Source organism: Pedobacter gandavensis, assembly GCF_014172405.1.
Classification (GTDB): Bacteria; Bacteroidota; Bacteroidia; order Sphingobacteriales; family Sphingobacteriaceae; genus Pedobacter; species Pedobacter gandavensis.
This window is the reverse complement of sequence record NZ_WNXC01000005.1, coordinates 331,970-356,261: the sequence shown is the minus strand read 5'-3', so window position 1 is coordinate 356,261 and position 24,292 is coordinate 331,970. Positions and strand designations below refer to the sequence as shown.

19 protein-coding genes are annotated in these 24,292 nt (G+C 41.4%); 6 read left to right on the top strand and 13 right to left on the bottom strand.

Annotated features, from left to right (window positions below):
- Positions 1 to 42: 42 nt before the first annotated feature.
- Positions 43 to 1,242, bottom strand: a complete 1,200-nt coding sequence (locus GM920_RS15660; protein WP_182959189.1) for an anhydro-N-acetylmuramic acid kinase — start codon at positions 1,240 to 1,242, stop codon at positions 43 to 45.
- A 217-nt stretch (positions 1,243 to 1,459) separates the two neighbouring features.
- Between GM920_RS15660 and nagB the strand changes: the two genes are divergently transcribed.
- Entirely contained in the window at positions 1,460 to 3,379 is a 1,920-nt protein-coding gene (gene nagB / locus GM920_RS15655; RefSeq protein WP_182959187.1) for a glucosamine-6-phosphate deaminase, read from the top strand.
- 201 nt (positions 3,380 to 3,580) lie between these two features.
- The gene (locus GM920_RS15650; RefSeq protein WP_182959184.1) at positions 3,581 to 6,445 is read left to right on the top strand and encodes a M16 family metallopeptidase; all 2,865 of its coding nucleotides are present in this window, start codon (positions 3,581 to 3,583) and stop codon (positions 6,443 to 6,445) included.
- A gap of 91 nt (positions 6,446 to 6,536) precedes the next feature.
- On the opposite strand, the gene GM920_RS15645 is transcribed toward GM920_RS15650, so the two are convergent.
- Positions 6,537 to 8,093, bottom strand: a complete 1,557-nt coding sequence (locus GM920_RS15645) for a glycoside hydrolase family 10 protein (RefSeq protein WP_182959183.1) — start codon at positions 8,091 to 8,093, stop codon at positions 6,537 to 6,539.
- Between the two features lie 184 nt (positions 8,094 to 8,277).
- Here GM920_RS15645 and GM920_RS15640 point away from each other — a divergent pair, with 184 nt between their 5' ends.
- Positions 8,278 to 9,186: a hypothetical protein gene (locus GM920_RS15640; RefSeq protein ID WP_182959180.1), complete on the top strand. Its 909-nt coding sequence runs from the start codon at positions 8,278 to 8,280 to the stop codon at positions 9,184 to 9,186.
- On the opposite strand, the gene GM920_RS15635 is transcribed toward GM920_RS15640, so the two are convergent.
- Genes GM920_RS15635 through GM920_RS15620 form a run of 4 tightly spaced genes read right to left on the bottom strand, consistent with a single transcriptional unit; the run spans position 9,178 to position 14,859 of the window.
- Positions 9,178 to 12,894 carry a sensor histidine kinase gene (locus GM920_RS15635; protein ID WP_317171551.1) on the bottom strand — a complete coding sequence of 1,239 codons (3,717 nt, stop codon included), beginning with the start codon at positions 12,892 to 12,894 and terminating at the stop codon, positions 9,178 to 9,180. The genes GM920_RS15640 and GM920_RS15635 overlap by 9 nt on opposite strands.
- Before the next feature lies 1 nt (position 12,895).
- Positions 12,896 to 13,786, bottom strand: coding sequence for an ACP S-malonyltransferase (gene fabD / locus GM920_RS15630; protein WP_182959177.1), 891 nt, complete (start codon positions 13,784 to 13,786; stop codon positions 12,896 to 12,898).
- 19 nt (positions 13,787 to 13,805) lie between these two features.
- On the bottom strand, positions 13,806 to 14,438 hold the full coding sequence (folE, locus tag GM920_RS15625; protein ID WP_182959175.1) for a GTP cyclohydrolase I FolE: 633 nt from the start codon (positions 14,436 to 14,438) through the stop codon (positions 13,806 to 13,808).
- A gap of 10 nt (positions 14,439 to 14,448) precedes the next feature.
- Positions 14,449 to 14,859 carry a 6-pyruvoyl trahydropterin synthase family protein gene (locus tag GM920_RS15620; RefSeq protein ID WP_182959172.1) on the bottom strand — a complete coding sequence of 137 codons (411 nt, stop codon included), beginning with the start codon at positions 14,857 to 14,859 and terminating at the stop codon, positions 14,449 to 14,451.
- Positions 14,860 to 14,930: 71 nt separating this feature from the next.
- Between GM920_RS15620 and mqnB the strand changes: the two genes are divergently transcribed.
- A complete protein-coding gene (gene mqnB / locus GM920_RS15615) occupies positions 14,931 to 15,563 on the top strand; it encodes a futalosine hydrolase (protein WP_182959170.1) in 633 nt (210 codons plus the stop codon).
- Positions 15,564 to 15,614: 51 nt separating this feature from the next.
- Positions 15,615 to 16,463 carry a menaquinone biosynthesis family protein gene (locus GM920_RS15610; RefSeq protein WP_182959167.1) on the top strand — a complete coding sequence of 283 codons (849 nt, stop codon included), beginning with the start codon at positions 15,615 to 15,617 and terminating at the stop codon, positions 16,461 to 16,463.
- Positions 16,464 to 16,511: 48 nt separating this feature from the next.
- On the opposite strand, the gene GM920_RS15605 is transcribed toward GM920_RS15610, so the two are convergent.
- From GM920_RS15605 to GM920_RS15575, 7 genes are all read right to left on the bottom strand, one after another.
- Entirely contained in the window at positions 16,512 to 16,889 is a 378-nt protein-coding gene (locus GM920_RS15605; RefSeq protein ID WP_182959164.1) for a hypothetical protein, read from the bottom strand.
- A gap of 4 nt (positions 16,890 to 16,893) precedes the next feature.
- A complete protein-coding gene (locus GM920_RS15600; RefSeq protein ID WP_182959162.1) occupies positions 16,894 to 18,126 on the bottom strand; it encodes an ABC transporter permease in 1,233 nt (410 codons plus the stop codon).
- Between the two features lie 12 nt (positions 18,127 to 18,138).
- Positions 18,139 to 18,780: an MBL fold metallo-hydrolase gene (locus tag GM920_RS15595; protein WP_182959159.1), complete on the bottom strand. Its 642-nt coding sequence runs from the start codon at positions 18,778 to 18,780 to the stop codon at positions 18,139 to 18,141.
- Positions 18,781 to 18,797: 17 nt separating this feature from the next.
- The gene (gene gldD / locus GM920_RS15590; protein WP_182959157.1) at positions 18,798 to 19,385 is read right to left on the bottom strand and encodes a gliding motility lipoprotein GldD; all 588 of its coding nucleotides are present in this window, start codon (positions 19,383 to 19,385) and stop codon (positions 18,798 to 18,800) included.
- A gap of 1 nt (position 19,386) precedes the next feature.
- Complete coding sequence (locus GM920_RS15585) at positions 19,387 to 20,130, bottom strand: shikimate dehydrogenase family protein (RefSeq protein ID WP_182959154.1); 744 nt, start codon at positions 20,128 to 20,130, stop codon at positions 19,387 to 19,389.
- A gap of 16 nt (positions 20,131 to 20,146) precedes the next feature.
- Positions 20,147 to 20,917 (bottom strand): phosphosulfolactate synthase, encoded by a 771-nt coding sequence (locus GM920_RS15580; protein WP_182959151.1) that lies wholly within the window; start codon positions 20,915 to 20,917, stop codon positions 20,147 to 20,149.
- A gap of 67 nt (positions 20,918 to 20,984) precedes the next feature.
- Entirely contained in the window at positions 20,985 to 22,388 is a 1,404-nt protein-coding gene (locus GM920_RS15575) for a tetratricopeptide repeat protein (RefSeq protein ID WP_182959148.1), read from the bottom strand.
- A 334-nt stretch (positions 22,389 to 22,722) separates the two neighbouring features.
- Here GM920_RS15575 and amaB point away from each other — a divergent pair, with 334 nt between their 5' ends.
- The gene (gene amaB / locus GM920_RS15570) at positions 22,723 to 24,261 is read left to right on the top strand and encodes an L-piperidine-6-carboxylate dehydrogenase (RefSeq protein WP_182959145.1); all 1,539 of its coding nucleotides are present in this window, start codon (positions 22,723 to 22,725) and stop codon (positions 24,259 to 24,261) included.
- Positions 24,262 to 24,292 lie beyond the last annotated feature (31 nt).

The window sequence follows — 24,292 nt, the reverse complement described above, 5'->3', positions numbered from 1 at the left end:
GGAAAATTTATGAGAGGAGCAGCTAGATTCCGTATTCTCCCTTTAATCTGGCAAACAGATTTTTCCCATACGAATGGAAGGCACACCCTCCCGATCTCCGAAATTGGTTTTTTCCCCTACTAAAGTCTCATTAGCAAGAACGGCAAAAAGCACTGCCTCCTTCGCATCCGGATTGATCTCCAAGTCATCGGTAGTCCTGAATTGTGCATTGGGCAGGCCTGATTTCAACAGCTCCACCAACAGTGGATTGTGCATTCCTCCACCACTCATATATATATAAGGTGTTGCCCCAGTGCCAAAACATTTCAGTATCGCAGTTAGGATGACCTTTGCCGAACAAGCGCATAGCGTCGCCAGCACATCTTCTTTTCGCAGATTTAAGGTATCTGAACGTTGTTGTGCCGCAGATAAATAGTGGAGATTGAAAAGCTCAGGTCCGGTTGTTTTCGGAAAATCTGCATCCAGGAATTCATTTGTTAACAAAGCTGTTAATAAGTCCCCATTCACCTGTCCTTTACTTGCTATCGCTCCATTTTCATCGTAATACAATCCTGGGTACTGCTGCTGAATGTATTGATCCATCATGGTATTCCCAGGACCAACATCTGTAGAAAAAACTTTGGAGGCATCCTGATCTGCGGGCAAATAGGTGAAATTCGCAATCCCACCGATATTGAGCATGATGCGGTCTTCTCCAGCTTTTGAAAAGAGCAGATAATCTCCGTAAACTGCCAATGGGGCACCCTCTCCTCCTGCCGCCAGGTGCTTCTGCCGAAAATCAGCAATCGTGATGATCCCTGTTTTTACCGCGATATGGTCGCCATCTCCAATTTGAAGGGTGCCGTTGGGATAATCCTTCAGATCGTGCAATGACGCCGGTGCATGAAAAATTGTTTGCCCGTGACTTGCGATCACATCAATTTCCGAAGGACTTCTTCCCCAGCCCTTCAAGGTTTCCAAAATCAAGGCGGCATGCTGCAGGCCAATCTTTTCATTCATCAAACACACCATCTGAAGATCAGCATCTCTTCTGGAAAAAACAGATTTTACTTCACGCTTAAACTCCTCAGCATAAGGAACCGTCGTAAATTCCAACACCTTTAGCTTTGTGGCTGGCCCACTGCCCTTTACCGAACAAAGTGCAATATCCAGACCATCTAATGAAGTGCCGGACATCAATCCTATAATCAGACGTTCCTGTTTTTGCAGTATTTCGAAGAGTTGTTTCCAGTTTGAATTCATGATGCCTTTTTCTTGGACACTAAAATAAGCTAAAATCAATTCCCCCAAGGGATTTCATAAAAAATCCGCCGGAATCCTTAAAAAAACTAACAATTTCACAATAAACACCCAATAAGATTACCAATTTCAAACAAAAACAAGGACGGAGTTAAAAATTTGGATTAAGTCCACAGAGTCCCTATATTTACTGCTCCGTACAAAATTTAAGAACAATTAAATGGCAAGATTAAATCTTCTGGAAGAAACGCGTTTTGAAAAACTGCCCGTTTCTGTCTTTGAAAATCCTACAGCAGCATCTTTAAGTGTTGCTCACCGCATCGGGGACCTTATTAAAGAAAAACAAAAGAACAATTCCAAGGCTGTCTTAGGCCTAGCTACCGGAGCTACACCAATTGGGGTGTACGCGGAATTAGTTAGAATGCATAAGGAAGAAGGTTTGAGCTTTAAAAATGTAATCACATTCAACCTTGATGAATACTACCCTATGCAGCCTGATGCTGCACAGAGCTATGTATCCTTCATGAATGATCATTTATTTGATCATATTGACATTGAAAAAGAAAACGTAAACATTCCTGATGGGACCTTAAAACTAGAAGACATTCCTGCTTTCTGTTTAGCTTACGAGAAAAAAATCACTGAAGTTGGTGGTTTAGACATCCAGATTCTGGGTATCGGTCGTACTGGTCACATTGGTTTCAATGAGCCTGGTTCTGCGCCAAACTCAGGAACCCGTTTAGTTACACTTGACGACTTAACCAGAAGAGATGCTGCGCGCGACTTTGGTGGTAAAACTTTTGTGCCTACAAAAGCAATCACCATGGGTATCGGTACCATTTTCAAAGCCCGTGAGATCATTCTTATGGCCTGGAATCAAAAGAAAGCTTCCATCATTAAAAAAGCAGTAGAAGGTGAAATTTCAAGTGAAGTTCCTGCTACTTACCTGCAATTATCTGATCATGTAGAATTTATTCTCGATAAAGATGCAGCTTCTTTATTGACACGTTTTGATACACCTTGGTTGGTAAAAGATTGCATCTGGGACGAAGTTCTGACCAGAAAAGCAGTAATCTGGTTGGCAAATACTTTAAGTAAGCCAATTTTAAAACTGACTGAAGACGACTATAACAACCACGGTATGGCTCAGCTTGCAGTGGAACAAGGTCCGGTTTATAACATCAACATTCATATTTTCAATAAATTACAACACACCATCACTGGATGGCCAGGTGGTAAACCAAACGCGGATGATTCTCAAAGACCAGAACGTGCGGAGCCAGCTAACAAACGTGTAATTATTTTCTCACCACATCCTGATGATGATGTGATCTCTATGGGAGGTACCTTCATTCGTCTGGTAGATCAGAAACATGATGTACATGTGGCTTACCAAACTTCAGGTAACACTGCCGTTTGGGATGATGATGCCCTTCGTTTCGTAGAATTCAACATCGATTTCTCAGAAAAAATGGGAATGCCTCAGCAAGGAATGAAAGATATTTACCAAAATATCCGCAGCTTTATTGAGACCAAACAACCCAACCAGGTAGATACTCCAGAATTGCAATCTGTTAAAGGATTGATCAGAAAAGGAGAAGCAATTGCTGGCGCAAGATTCTGCGGTTTAGATGATGATCATATTCATTTCATGGCGCTTCCTTTCTACGAAAGTGGAAAAACTAAGAAGAACCCGGTAACAGAAAGAGACATCGAACTAACGATGGAGCTTTTACAAAAAGTAAAACCAGAGCAAGTATTTGCTGCAGGAGATTTTGAAGATCCACATGGTACACACATCGTATGTTTCAATATCATTTTATCAGCATTACAAAGACTGGCCAAAACTGAAAGCTGGGTTAAAGACTGCTGGTTATGGTTATACCGTGGTGCATGGTTAGAGTTTGATACTTTTGAAATCGAAATGGCTGTACCATTAAGCCCACAAGAAGTAGAGAAAAAGAAATTCGCTATTTTCAAACACCAATCACAAAAAGACCGCGCAGTATTCCCTGGTGATGACGCCAGAGAATTCTGGGTGAGAGCTGAAGATAGAAATAGAGAAACTGCAGAGGCTTATGACAAGCTTGGATTAGCAGAATACGAAGCAATGGAAGCATTTGTTCGTTACCATTTCTAGTCTGTTTATCCCAATACTTACAGAACCGCTAAGCTTTATGGCTTAGCGGTTTTTTTTTTGCTAAATTCTCCCTGCCTGGATGCCGCTATCCCGATCACCTAACCTACTTAGCTGGTGTTAATTCCTATTAAAATTCTTTCCTGAAGTTTAACAAAAAACCATTATAAAACTATAATTTAGTCTAACTTATCAACAAACTACATGAAGAAGAACATTTATATCCTTGCGATAGGACTTGTCGCACAACTGGTGATCTATAGCCCCGGCTATGCCCAGAAAAAGACAACCGCCGCAAAAACCAATAGCTCCAGTCCCGCAAAGAAATCAACAGGACAGGCTATTCCCAATGACCCAAACGTAAAAATTGGTAAGCTTCCCAACGGACTGACCTATTATATAAGAAAGAATACAGAACCCAAAAACAGGGCAGAATTGTATCTGGCAACCCGGATTGGTTCTTTGATGGAAAATGATGATCAGCAAGGACTGGCACATTTTACAGAACACATGGCCTTTAATGGCTCCAAAGATTTCCCCAAAAATGAGATGATCAATTACCTGCAAAAAGCAGGTGTTCGTTTCGGTGCTGACTTAAATGCCTATACCGGCTTTAACCAAACGGTTTATCAATTGCCAATCCCTACAGATAGTGCTGCTGTATTCAAATCAGGCTTTAAAATCCTGGCGAACTGGGCAGGAAAAATCAGTATGGAGGGAGAGGAAATCGACAAAGAACGTGGGGTCATCATAGAAGAAGATCGTCAGCGTGGAAAAAATGCACAGGAAAGAATGCAAAAGCAAATGTTGCCTTTGATCCTGAAAGGCTCTCGCTATGAAAACCGCCTGCCAATTGGTAAAGTGGATTTGCTACAAACTTTTACACACGATAAAATCCGCAATTTCTATAAAGATTGGTACCGTCCGGAACTACAGGCCGTGATCGCTGTAGGTGATTTTGAGGTGAATGAAGTGGAGCAGCTGATCAAACAGAACTTCTCAGACCTGAAGAACCCAGCCAATCCAAGACCACGTTTAACCTATGATCTTCCAGATAACAAGGAGCCTTTAGTAAAAATCATTACAGATCCTGAGCAACCTTACAATATTGCTCAAATCATGTACAAACAACGTGGTGGTGTGGTCAAAACTACGGCAGACTTTAAAAAAAGTCTGATGTACTCCATGATCAACAGCATGATCGCGGCACGTTTGCAAGAAATCCTTCAAAAAGGGAATGCCCCATTTTTATTCGCACAATCTAACTTTGGACCTTTCCAGGGGGGCTTGGTACCGAACATTAATGCTTTTCAAACCGTAGTGGTTGCCAACTCAGGTGCCACCTTAGAAAAAGCCCTCACCGCAGGTTTAGCAGAAAATGAACGCCTGAGTAAATTCGGATTTCTACCCTCAGAACTGGAGATTGCGAAAAAAAATATCAGTGCCGCTAATGAAAAACGCCTGAAAGAAAAAGACAAAACCCCTTCTGCCAGTTTTGTTCAGAAATACCTGAATAATTTTCTGGAAGGCAGCAGCATTGCCTCCACAGAATTCGGTTACGAACTGACTAAAAAGACATTGGAAGAGGTTAGCCTTGCCGAAATCAATGCCTTGGCGAAAACCTTAATTACGAAAGACAACCAGATCATACTGGTTCAGGCACCTGAAAAAGACAAGGCGACATTGCCTACGGAAGCACAATTATTGGCTACTTTGAAAAATGCAGGAAATGGAGTAACTCCTTACGTAGACAACTCGATCAACAAGCCGCTACTGGACAAAAAACCTACAGCCGGAAAAGTTGTTGCTGAAAAGAAAATTGATGCCATAGGCGTCACCGAATTGACCTTAAGCAATGGCATCAAAGTGTTACTGAAGCCTACAGATTTTAAAAATGATCAAATTGTTTTCAGTTCTTTCGGTAAAGGTGGAACTTCCCTGGCCAGTAATGGAGATTTCCGCTCTGCCGAGATGGTGAGCCTGATTCCTGAAAGTGGTGTTGGAGAATTTAACCCTTCTAATCTGAATAAATTGCTTGCTGGAAATACCGGAAGTGCCGACGCTTATGTGAGCGAACTTTACCAGGGTTTTACGGGCAACGCTTCGCCGAAAGACTTGGAAACTGCGTTCCAATTGGTTTATGCTTATGCCACTAAACCGAGAAAGGACGTAGATATTTTCAATAAAAACATGAGCGATTACAAAGTGATACTCGGCAATAAAAATGCGAATCCGAACAGTGTTTTCGCAGATACCGTTCAGGCAGTATTGTCCTCTTATCATGAGCGTGGAATGCCAATCAACTTAAAAGACCTGGATAAAATCTCCCTGGATAAAGCTTTCGGGTTCTATAAAGAACGCTTTGCAGATCTTGGAGACCAAACATTTGTGATTGTAGGCGCTTTTGATGTGAATACCATTAAACCACTAATCGAAACTTACCTGGCCAGCTTGCCGGCAGCAGGAAAACCACAAAACTTTGCAGACAATGGCGTAAGACCTCCGGTAGGAAAAATCAGCAAAACGGTCTATAAAGGATTGGAAGATAAAGCTGCTGTTCAGTTATATCTGCATGGAGATTACGATTACTCCTCAGAAAACAACGTTCAGTTAGACGCCCTAAACGAAGCCTTAAAGATCAAAATTCTAGAGCGCTTGAGAGAGAAAGAAAGTGGCGTATACAGCCCGAATGTAAGCTTAAGCACCAGCAAATATCCGAACGCTCACTATTATTTCACCATTTCATTTAGCTGCGCACCTGCAAATGTGGAAAAGCTGATCGCGGCATCCTTAGATGAAGTGAATAATATCAAGAAAAGTGGGGCATCAGCAGATGACCTGGCGAAATTTAAATCCGAAGAACAACGTCAGATGGAACTGAGCCTTAGAAACAATGGTTTCTGGGTAGGCTACCTTGCTGGAGTCATTAAAAATGGAGAGCCACTTGATTTAGTGTTACAGCAACCAAAATTACTGGAAAAAGTAACAGTAGAAAGTACTAAAGCTGCAGCAAGCAAGTACCTGAACGAAAACAATTACCTGCGTTTCGTCCTGCTTCCACAAAAATAAACGGGTATTGCTGGAGTTATCCGCAATCCTGAAAACAAAAAATGGCCTGATGCTTAAAACATCAGGCCATTTTTTATGTATTGCGATGCGCTTATTCCCCTAGTTTAACCAAGGTAGGCGTTTCAATGCCAACAGGGCTAGTTGGATCACTTTCATTTTTAAGGCGATCTAGCGCAGTAACAAGGTAAGTATACCTTTTTCCCTTCTCCACATTGGTGTCAATAAAAGAAGTGTAATTTTCGAAGCTGATTTTAAGGATATTTCTAGCATCCAAAACATCTACTTTTACGCCTTCATTAAAGCGATAAATCACATATCCCGAAGCCGTTTCTCCATCACTTGCAATCGTCGGTTTCTCCCATTTCAGGTGAACCCCATCGTGTTTTACTTCCGCGCTTAGTTCCTGTGGTGCATTGGGCTCTACATCATCCAACCAGGGCATTTGAGGTGGCAGTGCCGGATATCTGTACAGGTCGTTCTTCAAGGAATCTCCAACGGCACGTGCAACGGTTGAAAATGATTTAGAGCTAAAAAATACACTCCCCTGAACGCGGTTATTTTCGCGGATATACCTGATTTGGTCTGGCACTTGCTCAGGCAATCGCCATGCGGCTTCCATCTTTTGATTCACCAGATATGCCCCCTGACCGATATAAAGGTGTCGGCCATAAGTATTGTTGCTCCACCAATCTACCAGGGTAGCAAAAGGTGCCACTTTACGGGTAAAGCTGAAATAGATTTGCGGATTGATGTAATCGACCCATCCTTCTTTTATCCATTTTCTAGAATCTGCAAATAATTCATGGAAGTTTGATAATCCGCGGGTAGCAGAACCCAAGGCATCTTCATTGTCGTTTTTCCAGATTCCAAAAGGACTAACGCCGAATTTAACGTACTTTTTATGGTAATGGATGCTATCGTCCAATTGTTCAATCAGTAAATCTACATTATTCCTTCTCCAATCGTTGATATTGGTAAAACCATTCGGATACTTACTAAATGTAGCCTCATCATTGATCTTTTGTCCGGCGATTTTATAAGGATAGAAATAATCGTCGAAATGGATTCCATCCACATCATATCCTTTCACCACATCCAGAATCACCTGAACAATATATTCTCTTACTGCTGGAATTCCAGGATCAAACTGCTTCTTACCTCCGTAAGTAAAGAACCACTCAGGACGTTTTCTGGTCATGTGACCCTCACTCACTACCGTACTTGGACTTGTTGTGGCGCGATATGGATTGAACCAGGCATGAAGTTCCATGCCACGCTGATGTGCTTCTTTAATCGCAAAGGCCAAAGGATCATAATCAAGCCCCGGAGAAAGCCCTTGTTTTCCCGTTAACCATTGGCTCCATGGCTCCCTTGATTTGGCATAGAAAGCATCGGCTGCAGGCCTTACCTGTAACATGATTGCATTCATTCCATTTGCCTTGTGCATTTCTAAAAGACCGATCAACTCCTGCTTCTGCTGATCCATACTTAAGCCTGGTTTAGAGGGCCAGTCAATATTTGCTACCGTTGCCACCCAGACCCCGCGAAACTCTCTTTTTGGAGCAATTTTTGATGTGCTCTGTGCGAGAGATAGAAATGGAGTTATTGTGATGAGGGACAATAGCGCATAGATGGTATTTTTAAACATTTTATATAATTTGTACTTAATAAATCTTTTCTTTTGTGTACTCTGGGATACGTTACCAACCTGAGATCTTAGCAAGTAAACGATTTTTTTTAAAGTCTCATACAAATAGCCTGTTTTTTTTACTATTTCCTATATTTTTATATTATGTTCGCGTTTTAAACACCTTTAGAGAAGAATTCAAGAAATGTCAGACCAAAATGAGATGGTAAATAAGGGAGACCGCAATAAGATTTATTTTCTAATTGTCGTTATTCTAGCCCTTCTAGGCACAAATGCATACCTATACTTAAAAGACCGACATCAAAGCGAACGCTTTGTAACCGTGAACACAGAAAAGGACAGACTAAAGCTTGAAGTGGAAAAGATAGAAGCGGAGCTGGACAAGGTAAATGCCCTCAATGTAACCTTAACATCCAAACTCCAGGACGAACAAAAACTGGCGAGGGTAAAGATTGCAGAACTAAAACTAGCCCTTCAGAATGACAAACTAACACAAGGCGACCTCAGCACTGCCCAGAAAGAAGTCAAAGAATTACGGGAGTTTGTTAAAAACTACAGTGAAGAAATTGTCCGCTTAGAGAAAGAAAATGCCTACCTACGCACACAGCGAGACAGCCTAAAGGAATTCGCTTATAGCGCGACTCAAAAAGCCGAAAACCTCGAAAAAAAGAATACTGAGCTGATCGAAAAAGTAAAAACCGGTGCCGCCTTGAAAGCCGGAAACGTAACCATTGTGGCTTATAAGGTTAAAAACAACGGCAAAAACATAGAAGTTACCCGTGCAAGCACCGCTAAAAAGTTAAGCATCAGCTTCAACATTGCGCCTAATCCTTTGGCATTAAAAGATTACCATAAAATATATTTGCGCGTATTTGATCCCGCAGGCAACCTGATCGCCAATGGGGAGAACCTGTTTGAAGCAGATGGCGAACAAATGCAATATACCTCTTCCACTTCCATTTCTTACAACGAAGACGACACGGTTTATAAAATGGATTGGATCAACCCTAACCCCTTCATTAAAGGTATTTATTCTGTTATTCTATATGCAGATGGCTTTACCATGGGCAAAGCAGCAATTGACTTAAGATAGCGGGAAACTCAGATAAAAGGTTGTCCCTACATCTGTAAAAGACTTAAAGGAAACGGTTCCTCCTGCATTCTCTACGGCTTGCTTCACAAAAGCCAGACCTAAACCTGTTCCGGATGATTTAGTCGTGAAGTTGGGCACGAAAATCTTATCCTGTTGCTCCGGATCAATCCCCTTACCATTGTCCTCTACCTCTACAAATACATTTTCCTCATCATTCATCAAATTGATTTTGATGACACATCGCGCTTCTGCACTAGCCGCTTCAATGGCATTTTTAAGCAGGTTATTAAACGTACGCAATAACTGATCCTTATCCCCAAGAATCATCACTTCTATGGTGGTATGGTTAAATATGTAGATCTCTACATTTTGTGTATTCGTAAAAACGTCCCTTGCCTGTTGAATAATCGGCAATAAACGTAGTTTTTCCAGTTTGGTGTCCGGCATTTTTGCAAAGTTCGAAAACTCTGAAGCAATGGAAGCCAGACTGTCAATTTGTTCAATAAACGATTTGTTAAAGCGTTCGAATTTCTTTTCAAAATTAGGATCTTGCTCTTTCCATGATTTCTCCAACAACTGCACACCAAGTTTTAATGGCGTCAATGGGTTTTTAATCTCATGCGCCACTTGTTTCGCCATCTCCCGCCAGGCAATTTCCCTTTCAGATCGCGCGAGCTTAGCTGCACTCTCTTCCAAGGCAGCGATCATTTTATTGTACTCCCGAATCAGGGAACCAATCTCATCATGCCTGGACCACTGAATGGGCTGATTCTTCTGACCGAGCTTGGTTTTTCGGATACTCTCCTGAATAAAAGTAAGCGGGCTTGTGATCTGATTGGCCAAAAACACGGCAAGAATACCGATAGCCACAAATACCAGGGCATAAATATTAATTAAAGTATTGATGTAAAGGCCAATTTTCCGTTGATAATCCGCTTCATTCGCATAATAAGGCAGTCCGATATAGGCAACCGTTTCATTCATCGCATTGCGAATCGGCGCATAGGCAGAAGAATAACTGAAATCGCCAATCTGTTCATCTGGATTGATGTACTCTGATCGTTGCATTTGATTGAGGTAAACATAGGCCTTGGCCCCCATTTTTCGCCCTATTATCCCAAAATCATATATCCTGGGTAAAGAAGTAAATAACAGATTTCCATTGGCATCAAAAAGGCTCAGGTAAGCGCCATTTACATCTGCAAATTCATTGAAAAAGCGAACTGACTCCTCATTAGAAGCTGGCAAGCCACTGGAAAAAATCCGTTTCTCATAAGAAAACTGCACTTTTCTAATCTTATCCTGGATATAATCTTCCTGCTGTCTACGGTACTCATCCCGGATGTAGAAATAGGTCGTCCAGCCCACAATGACCAAAGTAGCCACCACAGAAAGGACAATAGAAAACTGAATCCTCGTTTTATAAAGGATCTTATTGGCATTAATCATCAATGACCGGTTGATGTTGAACCAACCACCCCAGCTCTCATCAATATTCTTCAATACCCAGATTAAGGCGTACAGTGTGACTGAAAAAATAATGAATACTAAAAAGAAGAAGGATAAGGTAGCCAAACGCGCCACATAGGACACCTTTTCCTTGCTTACAACAATCATTTTAGAGGCGATGGGCATGTACACCACATGTGTGTATCCGAGGCTGTCTGTGATCGTTTGAGGCTTTCTGGGTTCTGCTTTAAAATCATGCCCGGAAAGTTTATAGGTATATGGACCAGATTGGATGGCCAGTTTACCATAGCTATAAAAAGCAAAAGAGTAATTGCTATAATCATCTTCACTCTTATTTTTACGGTCGATCAGAATATCAGGAAGCTGACTATTGTAATTGTATTGCTGAGATTTCAGCTCAATTACGAGTGTTCCCAAGATATGGTTGCCTTCAAAAATGGGAATGATGCCGAAATAATTTTGATACCCAAAAGTATCATTCAGACGGTAGAAGAAATTCGATTCAGAGGCTTTTACTGAGCCCGACTGCACTAGTTTCTTGTAATAATTCAGCGAAACGTTCTGTCCGTTTAAGGAAGAATCCCTGCTGTCGTATTCATAAATATTATATTCAAACTTGGAAAGGTATCCCCCTAAAAACTGCTTATTGATGTGTTTTTGTAAAAGATCAGAGCGTCTTACACTGGGCTGCTTAAAATAATCCGCAACGAAGCTGTCGGTATAAATACCCACTTCCAAACTCTCAATGGCACTAATGATCTTGGGGTCATCTGTGGATTCCAGTTTCTGTGCAATCGTAAGCCGTTTATTTCTTTCCTTGATGTCGATAAACTTCAGGTACTTGATAGAAGACATGAAGGCCAGACAGAAAAATATGGTCGTAAAAATTCCTATCGAAAATTTATTGTCCCTAAGAAATACATTCCAGCCTATGACCAGGATAAATACCGCATAGACGATAAAAAAGATGCTGAAATCAGTACTGAGTCGATAAGCCAAATAACCCAAAAAGGCAAACAGAAATAAGATTAACCGCTCTTTATTCGTCACATTCAAGGTTTTACTCAGCTCAAACAGTACCGTGATACCCAGGTAAATATTAAACCATACCAAACATAGGATGATAATACTCACCCAGCTGATCCAGCCCAGATTAATGATATTGGTGATGTCAAAATTAATCTTTGAATTGATGATCAACCCGAAGAAAACCTGATCACTGATCAGGGCCAGCAAGCCAAAGAAACCTAGTAAAATCAGATAAAAAACCCACCCTGCCACTTTATTCTGGTTCAACCAGGAAGGCAAATGGTATTCATCCCTGTGTTTATAAATAAAATAGACGACCCAGGTAATGGCAAATACATTGAGTAGAAAATCGCCTAAAGAGGGCAAGAAGAAACTTTCTCCGTAAATCGTCGGACTAAATATCAAGAGGTCAAACTGTTGATTGAACCATCCGTATTCCAGATCGGTGATCCTTAATATCGCAAAAAACAGGATCAAAAGTCCGGTAGCAGGGAGTAATCGTCCTTTTTTTGCCATCCAGACGCAAAAGGAATTGAAGAAAAGACAGATGCTAAACAGCCCAATCGCCCAAAGCCAAACCTCTATCTTCGCATAAATGCTCTTGGTATAGTCGGGTTTCAGCTTTACTTCAAAGAGAATTTTACCTTCAAAATTATTAATTCCATAGACATCGGTATCCGTAAAAGCGGCCAGCGACAAGGAATTTGAAGGCAATAGGAAGGGCGAGATGTCGTTTCTCAGATACTGGTTCTGAATATTGTATTGGTTGATCACCTCGATGAGGAAGACCAGCGCATAGTTTCCGGTTGTTTTCCGAACCACTTCATACCAGCCATTGGGGAGCTGGACAAAGGAAGAGCCCTCCGCAATCACCTCCAAACTGGAAGGGAAGGCACTAAAAGAGCTCCAAAATTTTAGGTTGTTTTTTTCATAGACCAACAGGTTGATCCCCTGTTTGGTATAGAGATTAATGAAGTCTAAGGCATACTTTTCATTGAGGTCAAATTGCTTGGCCTGCTCAACCCTGGTTGGATCGGAAAGGAAGTCGTAAACAATACTTTCTTTGTCACTCAGGTTTTCCTGAAGGTCTGCCGCCTCATGGGTAAGCAGATCTTTCTTGCTGATCGTATTTTTTAAAGATAGGGCCGTACCAATACAGCAGGCCCCAAGTATCAACAATAAAAATCTGATTTTACCCGCGATGCTCACGTTAAACCTTAGCTGTGATCGTTGCAGAACTTGTTGGGAAAGCTCTATTCACTTTCTTAACCAGGCCTTGTAATACATTACCAGGACCTACTTCTACAAATTCACTGGCACCATCAGCGATCATACGCTCAAGGGTTTGCGTCCATTTTACCGCACCGGTCAACTGTGTAATTAAGTTTGCTTTGATCTTAGCAGGATCCGTATTTGGAACCGGGTCCACATTTTGGTAAATCGGACATACCGGCGAAAGTACCGTTACATTTTCAATCGCTTCCTGTAGCTCTACTCTTGCTGGCTCCATTAACGGAGAGTGAAAAGCGCCACCAACATTTAGCTTCAAAGCACGTTTAGCGCCTGCTTCAGTTAACTTCTGACAAGCGATATCTACGCCTTCAATGCTACCAGAGATCACGATTTGTCCTGGGCAATTGTAATTTGCAGCCACAACCACTTCATCAATCTCTTCACAGATTTTCTCTACCACTTCATCAGCAAGGCCTAAAATAGCCGCCATGGTAGAAGGTTGTAATTCACAAGCTTTCTGCATGGCATTTGCTCTGGCAATCACCAATCTTAAACCATCTTCAAAAGATAGTGCATTTGCCGCTACCAATGCCGAGAACTCTCCAAGGGAGTGTCCTGCAACCATATCCGGTTGAAAATCGGCTCCTAATGTTTTTGCCAAAATCACAGAGTGAAGAAAAATCGCTGGCTGAGTTACTTTAGTTTCCTTTAATTCTTCATCTGTTCCAGAGAACATGATGTCACTAATGCGGAAACCGATAATTTCATTTGCCTTTTCAAACAGTTCTTTGGCGATTTCATTTTCGTACAATTCTTTACCCATGCCCGAAAACTGAGCGCCTTGTCCTGGAAATATATATGCTTTCATTTTATGCTTAATGTGATGTTTAGTGTAAGTTGGCAGTGATTAACCTCAAAAACTCTGCCCTAGTTGTGTCTTTTGCAAATTCTCCTGTAAAAGCAGAAGTGGTGGTTACAGAATTTTGCTTCTGAATACCGCGCATTGCCATACATAAATGCTTGCATTCAATCACAACTGCTACGCCCAAAGGGTTTAACGTTTCCTGAATACAATCTCTAATTTCATTTGTTAAACGCTCTTGCACCTGTAAACGGCGAGAAAAAGCATCCACAATTCTTGGAATCTTGCTCAATCCAACGATGTGACCGTTCGGAATATAGGCCACATGGGCTTTTCCAAAGAAAGGAAGCATGTGGTGTTCGCACATAGAAAACACTTCAATATCTTTCACGACCACCATTTGGCTGTAGTCCTCTTTGAACATTGCTCCTTTAAGGATCGCTGCCGGATCAAGGTCGTAACCATGAGTCAGGTACTGCAAAGCTTTCGCTACACGTTCTGGTGTTTTTACCAGTCCCTCACGAGTCGGATCTTCGCCTAACTGGCTTAAAATATCCGTATAATGATTCGCTACTGCCGAGATTTTTCCCTCGTTATAACGGTCTATTTTGATGTAACCGTCTTCCGTTTCATCTAAATGATCTAAATGATTGTTCATATCTGATGGATTAGCCGAAGTACTCGACAAAGTTATTTTCAGTTTCGTAAATTTTGATGCAATGAAGTTCCGCGCCAGATTCTTTAATAAAAGGCAGCAGTTCTTCCCAAATAGCGATGGCCAGATTCTCCGTTGAAGCCAACTTACCCTTCATAAAATCTACATCAAGATTCAAGTTTCTGTGGTCAATCTTATCGACTACCTGAGTATTGGTGATGTCCTTCAACCATTTCAGATCTACAAGGAAACCTGTTTCCGGGTTAATCTCCCCTTTAACAGTCACATACAACTGATAGTTGTGTCCATGCCAATTTGGATTGGCACATTTTCCGTAAACTTCTGTGTTTTTATCTTCAGACCAATCTGGTCTCGACAATTTATGCGCAGCGTTAAATGATGCTTTTCTGGTTATGTATATCATTCTCTGTTATATTGTTGACAAATATACGCAGAAAGCTTAAAGTAGAAAGGTTTAATCTCTAACTTAGGCTTATGAAGATTCTTTTAGTAGCGGCAACAAATGCGGAAATCTCTTTATTAACCGAGCACTTCCGGTTATCCGGGGAAGCATTTGTAAAAACAGAAAAATTCGACTTGCTGATTACCGGCGTTGGCATGACAGCTACCGCTTTTGCACTGGGGAAACATTTATCAAATCGCTATCAGTTGGTGATCAATCTGGGAATTGCAGGTTCCTTTGACCGCAATATCGCCTTAGGATCCGTGCTCAATGTAGTAGAAGACGATTTTTCTGAGCTAGGTGCAGAAGACCATGGACAATTCCTTCCTGTTGAGGAACTGGGCTTTGGAAAAAGCAGCTACCATGCCTATAATAACCTGCTCCACCCCTCCTTATCTGCGCTTAAAAAGGTAAAAGGGATCACCGTAAACACGGTTCATGGTAGGAAAGAAAGCATTGAAGCTGTTAAAAACAGGCTTCAACCCATTACTGAAAGTATGGAAGGTGCTGCTGTACTTTACAGTTGTGAGGAAGCCGGTATCCCTTGTCTGCAAATCCGCAGCATCTCTAATTATGTGGAACCCAGGAACCGCGAAAGTTGGGAAATCGGGCTTGCCATTAAAAATTTGAATGAATGGGCCATCGGATTTTTGACAAATAGCTAACGATCTTCCCTTTCGATTTTCATTACCTTTGACAGAAAAAATTATACTGCCATGACCCTAAGCCTTGGATTTTCCCCCTGTCCGAATGATACATTTATCTTTGATGCCCTGATTCACCATAAAATTGATACGGAAGGACTGGATTTCAAAGTCTCATTTGACGATGTGGAAACCTTGAATCAAAAGGCCATGAAAGGGGAGCTAGACATCAGCAAGCTGAGCTTTCATGCTTTTGCCTATGTCTATGAGCAGTATGCCCTGTTAGATGCTGGCAGTGCATTAGGGTTTGGCGTTGGCCCATTGCTGATCTCTAAAAATGAGTACCTGGCCAATCACCCTGACCACATCGATGCGACACTTCGCGTGGGCATCCCTGGAAAGTACACCACAGCTAACTTCTTGTTGGGCATTGCTTTCCCCCATTTAGTACAAAAACAGGAAATGGTTTTCTCAGCGATTGAAACCGCGCTGTTAAACGAGGAGATTGACCTCGGATTAATTATCCATGAGAACCGATTTACTTACATGGACAAAGGCTTGCACAAAGTCATGGATCTGGGGAATTACTGGGAACAGCAAACTGGTTGCGCCATCCCATTGGGAGGAATTGTGATCAATAGAAAACTGGATCAGGAAACTAAAGAAAAGGTAAACAGGGTATTGCGTAAATCTGTGGAATTTGCTTTTGCGAATCCTAAATCCGGAATTGAGTTCATCAAACAATACGCCCAGGAAATGAGTGAAGAAGTGATGTACAAGCACATCGACCTATATGTCAACAAATATTCTATTGATCTGGGTACTGAAGGCCGTAAAGCAATTGATGTCTTATTCCAGATGGCACAGGAAAGAGGTTTAATTAAACCCATCAAGAAAGACCTTTACCTGATTCCTTATTAAGCTCCCCCTAATTCCGATAGGTTAATTGTTCTAAAACGGGCTTCTGCTTTAATTACAAGGCCCGTCAGGAATTTCTTTCGTGATCTTCAATAATTTTGTCACCACCATGGTAGAATCAAAATCTGCGGCAATGATTAAGCTGTCCGATTTGATGATATGGCATTCTACTTCAATATAAACCGGTTCATACGGTTTCTCGAAGTTGAAATTATTGTAGGCCAGCTCCAGGGTCTTCGCACTATCAGCTACCCAATATTCATTTCCCTCTTCGCAGTCCGTAAAAGATTTGATCTCCGGACCATAGCTATACAAGCCTTTAATCACCCTGATATTCTTCTTTTCAACAGATACCGGCTTGGTGTTACAGGCCAGAATAACAATTGAGCAGAGCATTAATAAGGGTAATGATTTGATAGATATATTCATGATGTTAGAGATCTTGATTTAAATGATCAATTTTTTTGACACTTAGATTAGACGACAAAGCTGATGCCATAAAAGAGAACACGGTTACTGTTAAAAATACTAATAAAAAATCCACCCATTTCAAGCCAATAGGATAGGCATTGGAAATCATGGGGTTGTCTTGAGACATCTTAATCATCCCAAATTTCTGCTGTACCAGACAGAAGATTAATCCCACCAACAGTCCGAGGATACACCCCGTCATGGTAATCATCATACCTTCCAGCAAAAATATCCGCTTGATCAGCTTTTTCCCCGCCCCCAGGCTACTTAAAACGGAAATATCCTGCAATTTGTCGATCACCAACATGGTTAGTGACCCAATAATATTAAAGATAGCGATAATTAATACAAAAGTAAGGATGATATATACCGCCCATTTTTCACTTCCAAGGATGCTATGAAGTGCCGAATTTTGCTCAATACGGTCTTTTACAACGAAATCAGATCCGATTTTCTCTTCTATAGCTGCTTTAAACTTTTCCGCATCCACATTCGGATCCAACAGCAGTTCAATAGAAGAAATCTTACTCGGTTCTGCCAAAAGCTGACGGGCAAAGTCTAAAGGTACAATTGCCACATTATCAAAATCCTGCTGAACTTCGAAAACGCCAGAAACTGGGATCGTCAATACCGTGAAATTATCCCCGGGATTGATGGAGTTTGCCTGCTTCCCTTTCTTAGGGGAATATACCTGTAATGGATTAAAAGGATCAGTGGTATTGACCACCAGAAAATTTTGAATGGCGGAGCCGATCACCGCATAATGACCACTCGGATTGTCGAGCACAAAATGCCCGTCAATAATGGTGCTATCCAGGCTTTTATTCTTTAAATACGCCGGACTTACCCCTTTGATCAAGCCTACACTCTGCTTGTCATTATACTTAAGTAAAGCATTTTCCGACAAGACTTCCACATAGGAATAAATCCCATCTGCCTTTTTCAATTGATTGAAATAAGCGGTATTGGGTTCAAAAGTTTTTCCTTTAACCGGCATAATGACCAGCTGAGGCGTCATCGTATTGAACATTTTCAATACCATCTCTCCAAGACCATTGAAGGCTGATAAAATGATGATCAATGCAGCACTTCCCACAAACACCCCAACCACGGAAATCGCGGAGATGATGTTGATCGCATTGGTAGATTTTTTAGCAAAAAGATACCTGCGGGCTATGTAAAAGGCTGTATTCAAGTATTTATGAAATTACGATTGTAAAAATGGATTGTGTTGCTTTTCGAAACCAATGGTCGTAAACTGACCGTGGCCAGGATAAACCTTGCAATCATTTGGCAATATAAACAAGTTATTCTTTATGCTATTGATTAATTGCGCATGGTTTCCCCCAGGAAGGTCGGTACGACCGATACTCGTATAAAACAGCACATCACCACCAATTAAAAAGTTATCCGCAGCAGCGTAGAAACACAAATGTGCCGGCGAATGGCCTGGCGCAAATATCAGTTCCAGCTGACTGTTTCCAAACTTAACCGTTCCCGTTTCGCCCAAAAACACTTCCGGCTCCGGAGAAAGCTCATAGTCGAAGCCCATTTGAGGAGCATATCCAGGAATTGCCTGTAAAATAGGTAACTCTCCAGCATGAAACTGCGGCTTCAGGCTCCAGTTATCGTACACAAATTTATTGCCCAATACATGGTCAATATGGCAATGTGTATTTAACAGTAATACCGGTTTCAGCTTATTTTCTTTAATGAACTGAACCAGTTGATTTTGCTCATTCGCATCAGACATTCCGGGATCAATGATCACACATTCCGAAGACTCATCAAATAAAACGTAAGTGTTTTCGCGATATGGGTTAAAAGCAAATTGCTGAATACTAATCATAGGAGTTAAAATAGATATTAATTTTTCCATTTGAAGGTACTGATCATTTGATCAATATCCTTCTTTATAAAATTCACTACCGGTTGAATGGAGTCATATTGCGGGCGCTCATTGAAATACAATGCAGCACGGAAATAATGTTTTGCACTGTCGGTCAAAAAGAACTGCACAGAAGAAGCGGTGTTCCCTTCTATCGCATAATAAACACCATAAACTTTCTTTTCCGGGTAATTGATCAGCTTTTGATCAATGGCATTGGCCTTCACCGTATGTTTAAAAGCGAAAGTCCGGGCATCTTCTACCAGGCCTTCATATTCTTTTTTGGAAGAGACATCATAATAAGTGAGGTGCAGACGCCCATTGAACTGCGGAAAAGATAAGTTATACCAGCAAGGCTGGGTATCTCTGCCGCTGTCGGGGATCATTTTTGCATACACCGGGTATTCAAAAGAAAAAGGACAACCTTCGTTGAAAGTCTGATAGGCCTTTTTTGGAAAATCGATGTGAAAATACCCCCTTGGCTTCGGCGCATAGTTGTTATTTTGGTTACAGGCACTAAAAGCCAGTACCAGAATAAGGAGGCCGAATGGGAAAAATCTCTTCATATCAGGAATTCCAGATGTGCCAGGAACGTTCTGCCTGAAGGTACAACATTTCCAGACCGTTTTTAGTGGCTGCACCGGATGCAGCACTGCGTTCCAGGAATTTGGTAACCTCCGGATTGTAAACCAGATCGTAAGCCAGATGCTTTTCCGTGATGGATTCATAAGGAATCTCCGGACAACTTTCTACATTTGGCGACATTCCCAGTGGTGTCGTATTGATCAGCAAAGTATACTCCTCCATCATTTTCGCATCCACAGCTTCGTATAAAATAGTACCTGCTGCTGGTTTCCTCGTGACTACCAGGAAAGAGATCCCTAGTTTATTCAAGACATACTTAACGGCTTTTGCGGCACCGCCATCACCAAAAACCAAGGCTTTAGTATGATGCGCTTTCAGAAAAGGGCGTAAAGAAGCTTCAAATCCATAGGCATCGGTATTGTATCCTTTCAGGACAGTTTTGCCGTTTTCCCTGCGAATGTCAACACAGTTGACTGCACCAATTTCTGCTGCTGCTTCATCCAGGTGATTTAAGTAAGCCATCACCCCCAATTTATGAGGAATGGTCACATTAATCCCCCGGATTTCCTCATCTGCAATAATCAACTCCGGAAAGGAGCTGATATTTTCAATGGGATAGAGTTCATATTCGCAATCGCTGATCTGCTCTTTTGCGAATTTCTCTGAAAAGTGTTTTTTTGAAAAGGAATGTGATAAGGGATACCCAATGAGGCCAAATTTCTTCATTTGTATAAATGTAGGATTACAATTTATCCAGGTTTAGAAAATGGTCAAAAGTATCACCTCTTAAACCTAAACGAATAGTTTCCAATGGAATAGTTTCCGCAGGAGCGATATTTCCAAGGTTTACATTCGCACCTAAGAGCTTAATAAACCAAACTTGTTGTTCTTTTTGTGGTGCTTCCCAGATGATGGTTTCTTCAGGAATCTGAGTCAGGATTTCATCAACTAATCCTTCTCTAACTTCTCCGGAACCACGGTAAATGCCAACGTTTCCACCTTCACGGGCTTCAGCAATGACTTTCCAGGAACCTGCCTGCAACTCTGCATTCATCAATTTGATCCATTTATATGGGGCAAAAATCTTGGCAGCATCTTTAGAACCTACCTCAGAAATTACAGTTACCTGTTTTGATAATTTCTGAATGAATTCACATTTAAGATCGTGTTCAATGGTAATAGAGCCATCAGATACTTCAGCATATTCCATCTGATATTTATCCAGCACTCTACAGTAGTCGTCAAACTGATTACGGATTGCAAAAGCTTCGAATAATGTCCCTCCAAAATAGGTAGGAATTCCTGCATCTCTGTAAATGGCCAGCTTCTCTTTTAGATTAGGAGTCACAAACGAAGTTGCCCAGCCTAATTTTACGATATCAGTATGTACTCCGGCAACTTCGATAAAATCTTCCGTTTGCCTTAAGCTTAGTCCTTTATCCATGACCATTGTAATTCCTTTATTGCGCGGCTTTACTGATCTTTCGGGTATATTATTTAATGGGTAGTTCATATTGCTCACAAAGGTGAAAAAAAAATGGACAGTTTTTATCAGGTATATCTAATAAAAAACGGTACCATTATTTAACATAACGGTTAATGACTTCGATTATTGAGCCATTATCTTGTAATTGCGGCAAATATTCGAACAAAATATAATGTTTATCAGGGTCGGTTACTAAAGCGGTTTCCAAATATACCAAGGCATCATTTTTCTCTCCAAGCGCAAATAAATAGGCCACCATTCGGTAATATAATTCTGCTGCATCGGGGTTATTTTTTATCCCATCTAAAATCGTTTCTGAAGCTTCCAATAGCCTTCCCTGCTCATAGAGCACTGTAGAAAAGTCCAACCAGGCCTCAATATCCACTGGATTAAATTCCAAAACTTTATAGTAAGCTTCGATAGATTCTTCAATCTGACCGAGTTTATAAAAAGCATCTGCCATAGCAAACCAGAAATCAGGATTTTCGTCATCCAGCTCTAAAGCCTTACGGTAAAAATGCAGGGATTCAAAATAGCGTTCCTCAAAGTTGAGGGTTACGCCGATTCCAAACCAGGCATCGGCCATTTTAGGATCCATTTTAACGGATTTCTTATAATAAGCACGCGCTTCATCCATCAAATCCAGCTTTTCATAGCACTCTCCAATAGCGCAATACGTATCCGCATTAGGTGGTTCGTATTCAAAAGTCTGTTTATACACTTCGATGGCTTCCGCAAAACGGTCTAACTGCACCAACGCATTTCCCTTATTATAGTAAGCCGAAGCAAAGTTATCCTTAATTAAAATCGCATAATCATAGGCATCAATCGCTTTCTCGAAGAGGTCTAGTTTATGGTAAGAATTGGCGAGGTTGTACCATGCCGCATAAGAATAAGGGTCATTATCTATATATTCCTGATAAAACTTAATGCTTTCCTCTTGTTTATCCAGGATATCATAGCAAAATGCCAGCTCATATAAGCCGTCTTTGTTTTCCATATCCTGCTCCAAACTACGTTTGATGTAAACAATTGCTTGTTCATAATCCAACATATTCTGATAGACATAGGCAATTTGTAAAAGGATCTCATCGGTCGTCTCAGCAAAAGCCAGCGCGATCTGAAAATTCTCCAATGCTTCCTGGTAGCGTTCCAGACTATTGTAAATATTTCCCCTTAAGATGTAAATCTCTGCTTCTGAAGCTTCCAGTAACTCTGCTTTTTGCAAAGCTAGAAAAGCCCTTTCAATCTGATCGGTTACAAAATACAACTGTGCCTGTTTTACCAGGAATACAGCAGCATAAGGATGTTGATTTACTGCGTAATCGGTCACTTGAAGTGCCTTTACAGGGTCACTTTTCTCTATATAATAATCAATGATATTCTCAAAAGCCTGCGCATCAAAAAAATATTGATCCTGATTGCGTATCATCTCTTCATAACGCTCTACTGAACGTTGCGCATCATCACTAAACTCAAATAAAAATTCCTCTTCCATGTTGCGAATAATTAAAGAACAGAACCAATTTTTAAAAACACAATATAAGTTTACAAATTAAATATTTGCATAAACTAATTAATTTTCAACATCTACACACCCGAAACCCTAAATGACTGATAGTATTATTTTTAGCAAAAGGCTCGGGGGAAATGAGTTGATTGCTTTTTCAATTGGATTATGATCAGAATTATTTTACAAAATAACATAACTTTAAACGAAAACCTGTAAAATTCAGGTCAGAAAAGAAACCAAATATTTAAAAAACGGTAATATAAGGCTACCTTATCCCCTGAGGATTAAGCTATATCACTGTTTATAAACCGTAAAACGAATGAAAAAAAACATCAGTTCTGTTTTAAAAAACCTAGGGATTCAGGAGCTCAATCCTGCCTACAGCACCGGTAAACACTGGTCAGGAGCAACAGATGCCAAAACTATCGATAGCTTTTCGCCGGTAGATGGCCAAAAGATTGCCAGCATCCAGGTGGCTACTGCTGAAGATTATGAAAGCGTGATGAAAACAGCCGAAAGTGCTTTTCAATTCTGGCGCAGTTTACCCGCACCAAAACGTGGCGACATGGTGCGTCAGTTTGGAGATGCCTTAAGGGCTGCCAAGGAAGATCTGGGCACGCTGGTTTCTTATGAAATGGGGAAAAGTTTACAGGAAGGATTTGGAGAAGTGCAGGAAATGATTGACATCTGCGATTTTGCAGTCGGACTTTCCCGCCAATTGTATGGCTTAACCATGCATTCTGAAAGACCAAACCACCGAATGTACGAACAATGGCATCCCATGGGAATTGTGGGTGTTATTTCAGCTTTCAATTTCCCTGTTGCGGTATGGAGCTGGAACACCGCCCTGGCCCTGGTTTGCGGCAACGTTTGTGTCTGGAAACCTTCTTCAAAAACCCCATTATGTGCTGTTGCATGTCAACACATCCTATCGAAAGTGCTGGCAGACAATGAAATGCCGGAAGGAATCAGCAACCTGCTGATTGGCAATGCCGTAGGCGACATGATCAATAACGACAAACGGATCCCACTGGTTTCATTTACCGGATCTACCCGCATCGGCCGTACCGTTTCTACGGCAGTAGCCAGTAGATTTGGCAGAAGCATTCTTGAACTTGGAGGAAATAACGCCATTATCATTTCTAAGGATGCAGATTTAGACATGTCCATCATCGGTGCCGTATTTGGTGCAGTAGGTACTGCCGGTCAACGCTGTACCTCTACCCGCAGGCTCATCATTCAGGAAGACATCTACGAAGAATTTAAAAATAGACTAGTAAAAGCTTATGGGCAATTAAGGATTGGAGATCCGCTAGACCAACACCACCATGTAGGACCACTCATCGATACCGCAGCCGTAGACATGTACAGCAAAGCCATCGAAAAGGGAATTCAGGAAGGTGCAGATTTTGTGGTGGAAGGCGGCGTTCTTAGCGGTCCAAACTATAGTTCCGGCTGCTATGTGAAACCCTGTGTTGCTGCCGTAGAAAACCACTATGAAATTGTGCAGGAAGAGACTTTTGCCCCTATCCTTTACCTGATTAAATACAAAACGCTGGAGGAAGCCATTGCCTTACAAAACGGGGTTCCACAAGGATTATCATCAGCCATCATGACGCTCAACCTGAGAGAAGCGGAGCAGTTTTTATCCTCCTCAGGTTCTGATTGTGGCATCGCAAATGTAAATATTGGCACCTCTGGTGCCGAAATCGGCGGTGCTTTTGGTGGAGAAAAAGAAACTGGCGGTGGCAGAGAAAGTGGCTCTGACGCCTGGAAAGGGTATATGCGCAGACAGACGAATACCATCAACTACGCCAATACTTTGCCCCTGGCACAGGGCATCAAGTTCGACTTATAAACCGAGCCAAAATAAAAAGCGCGGTGGGAAT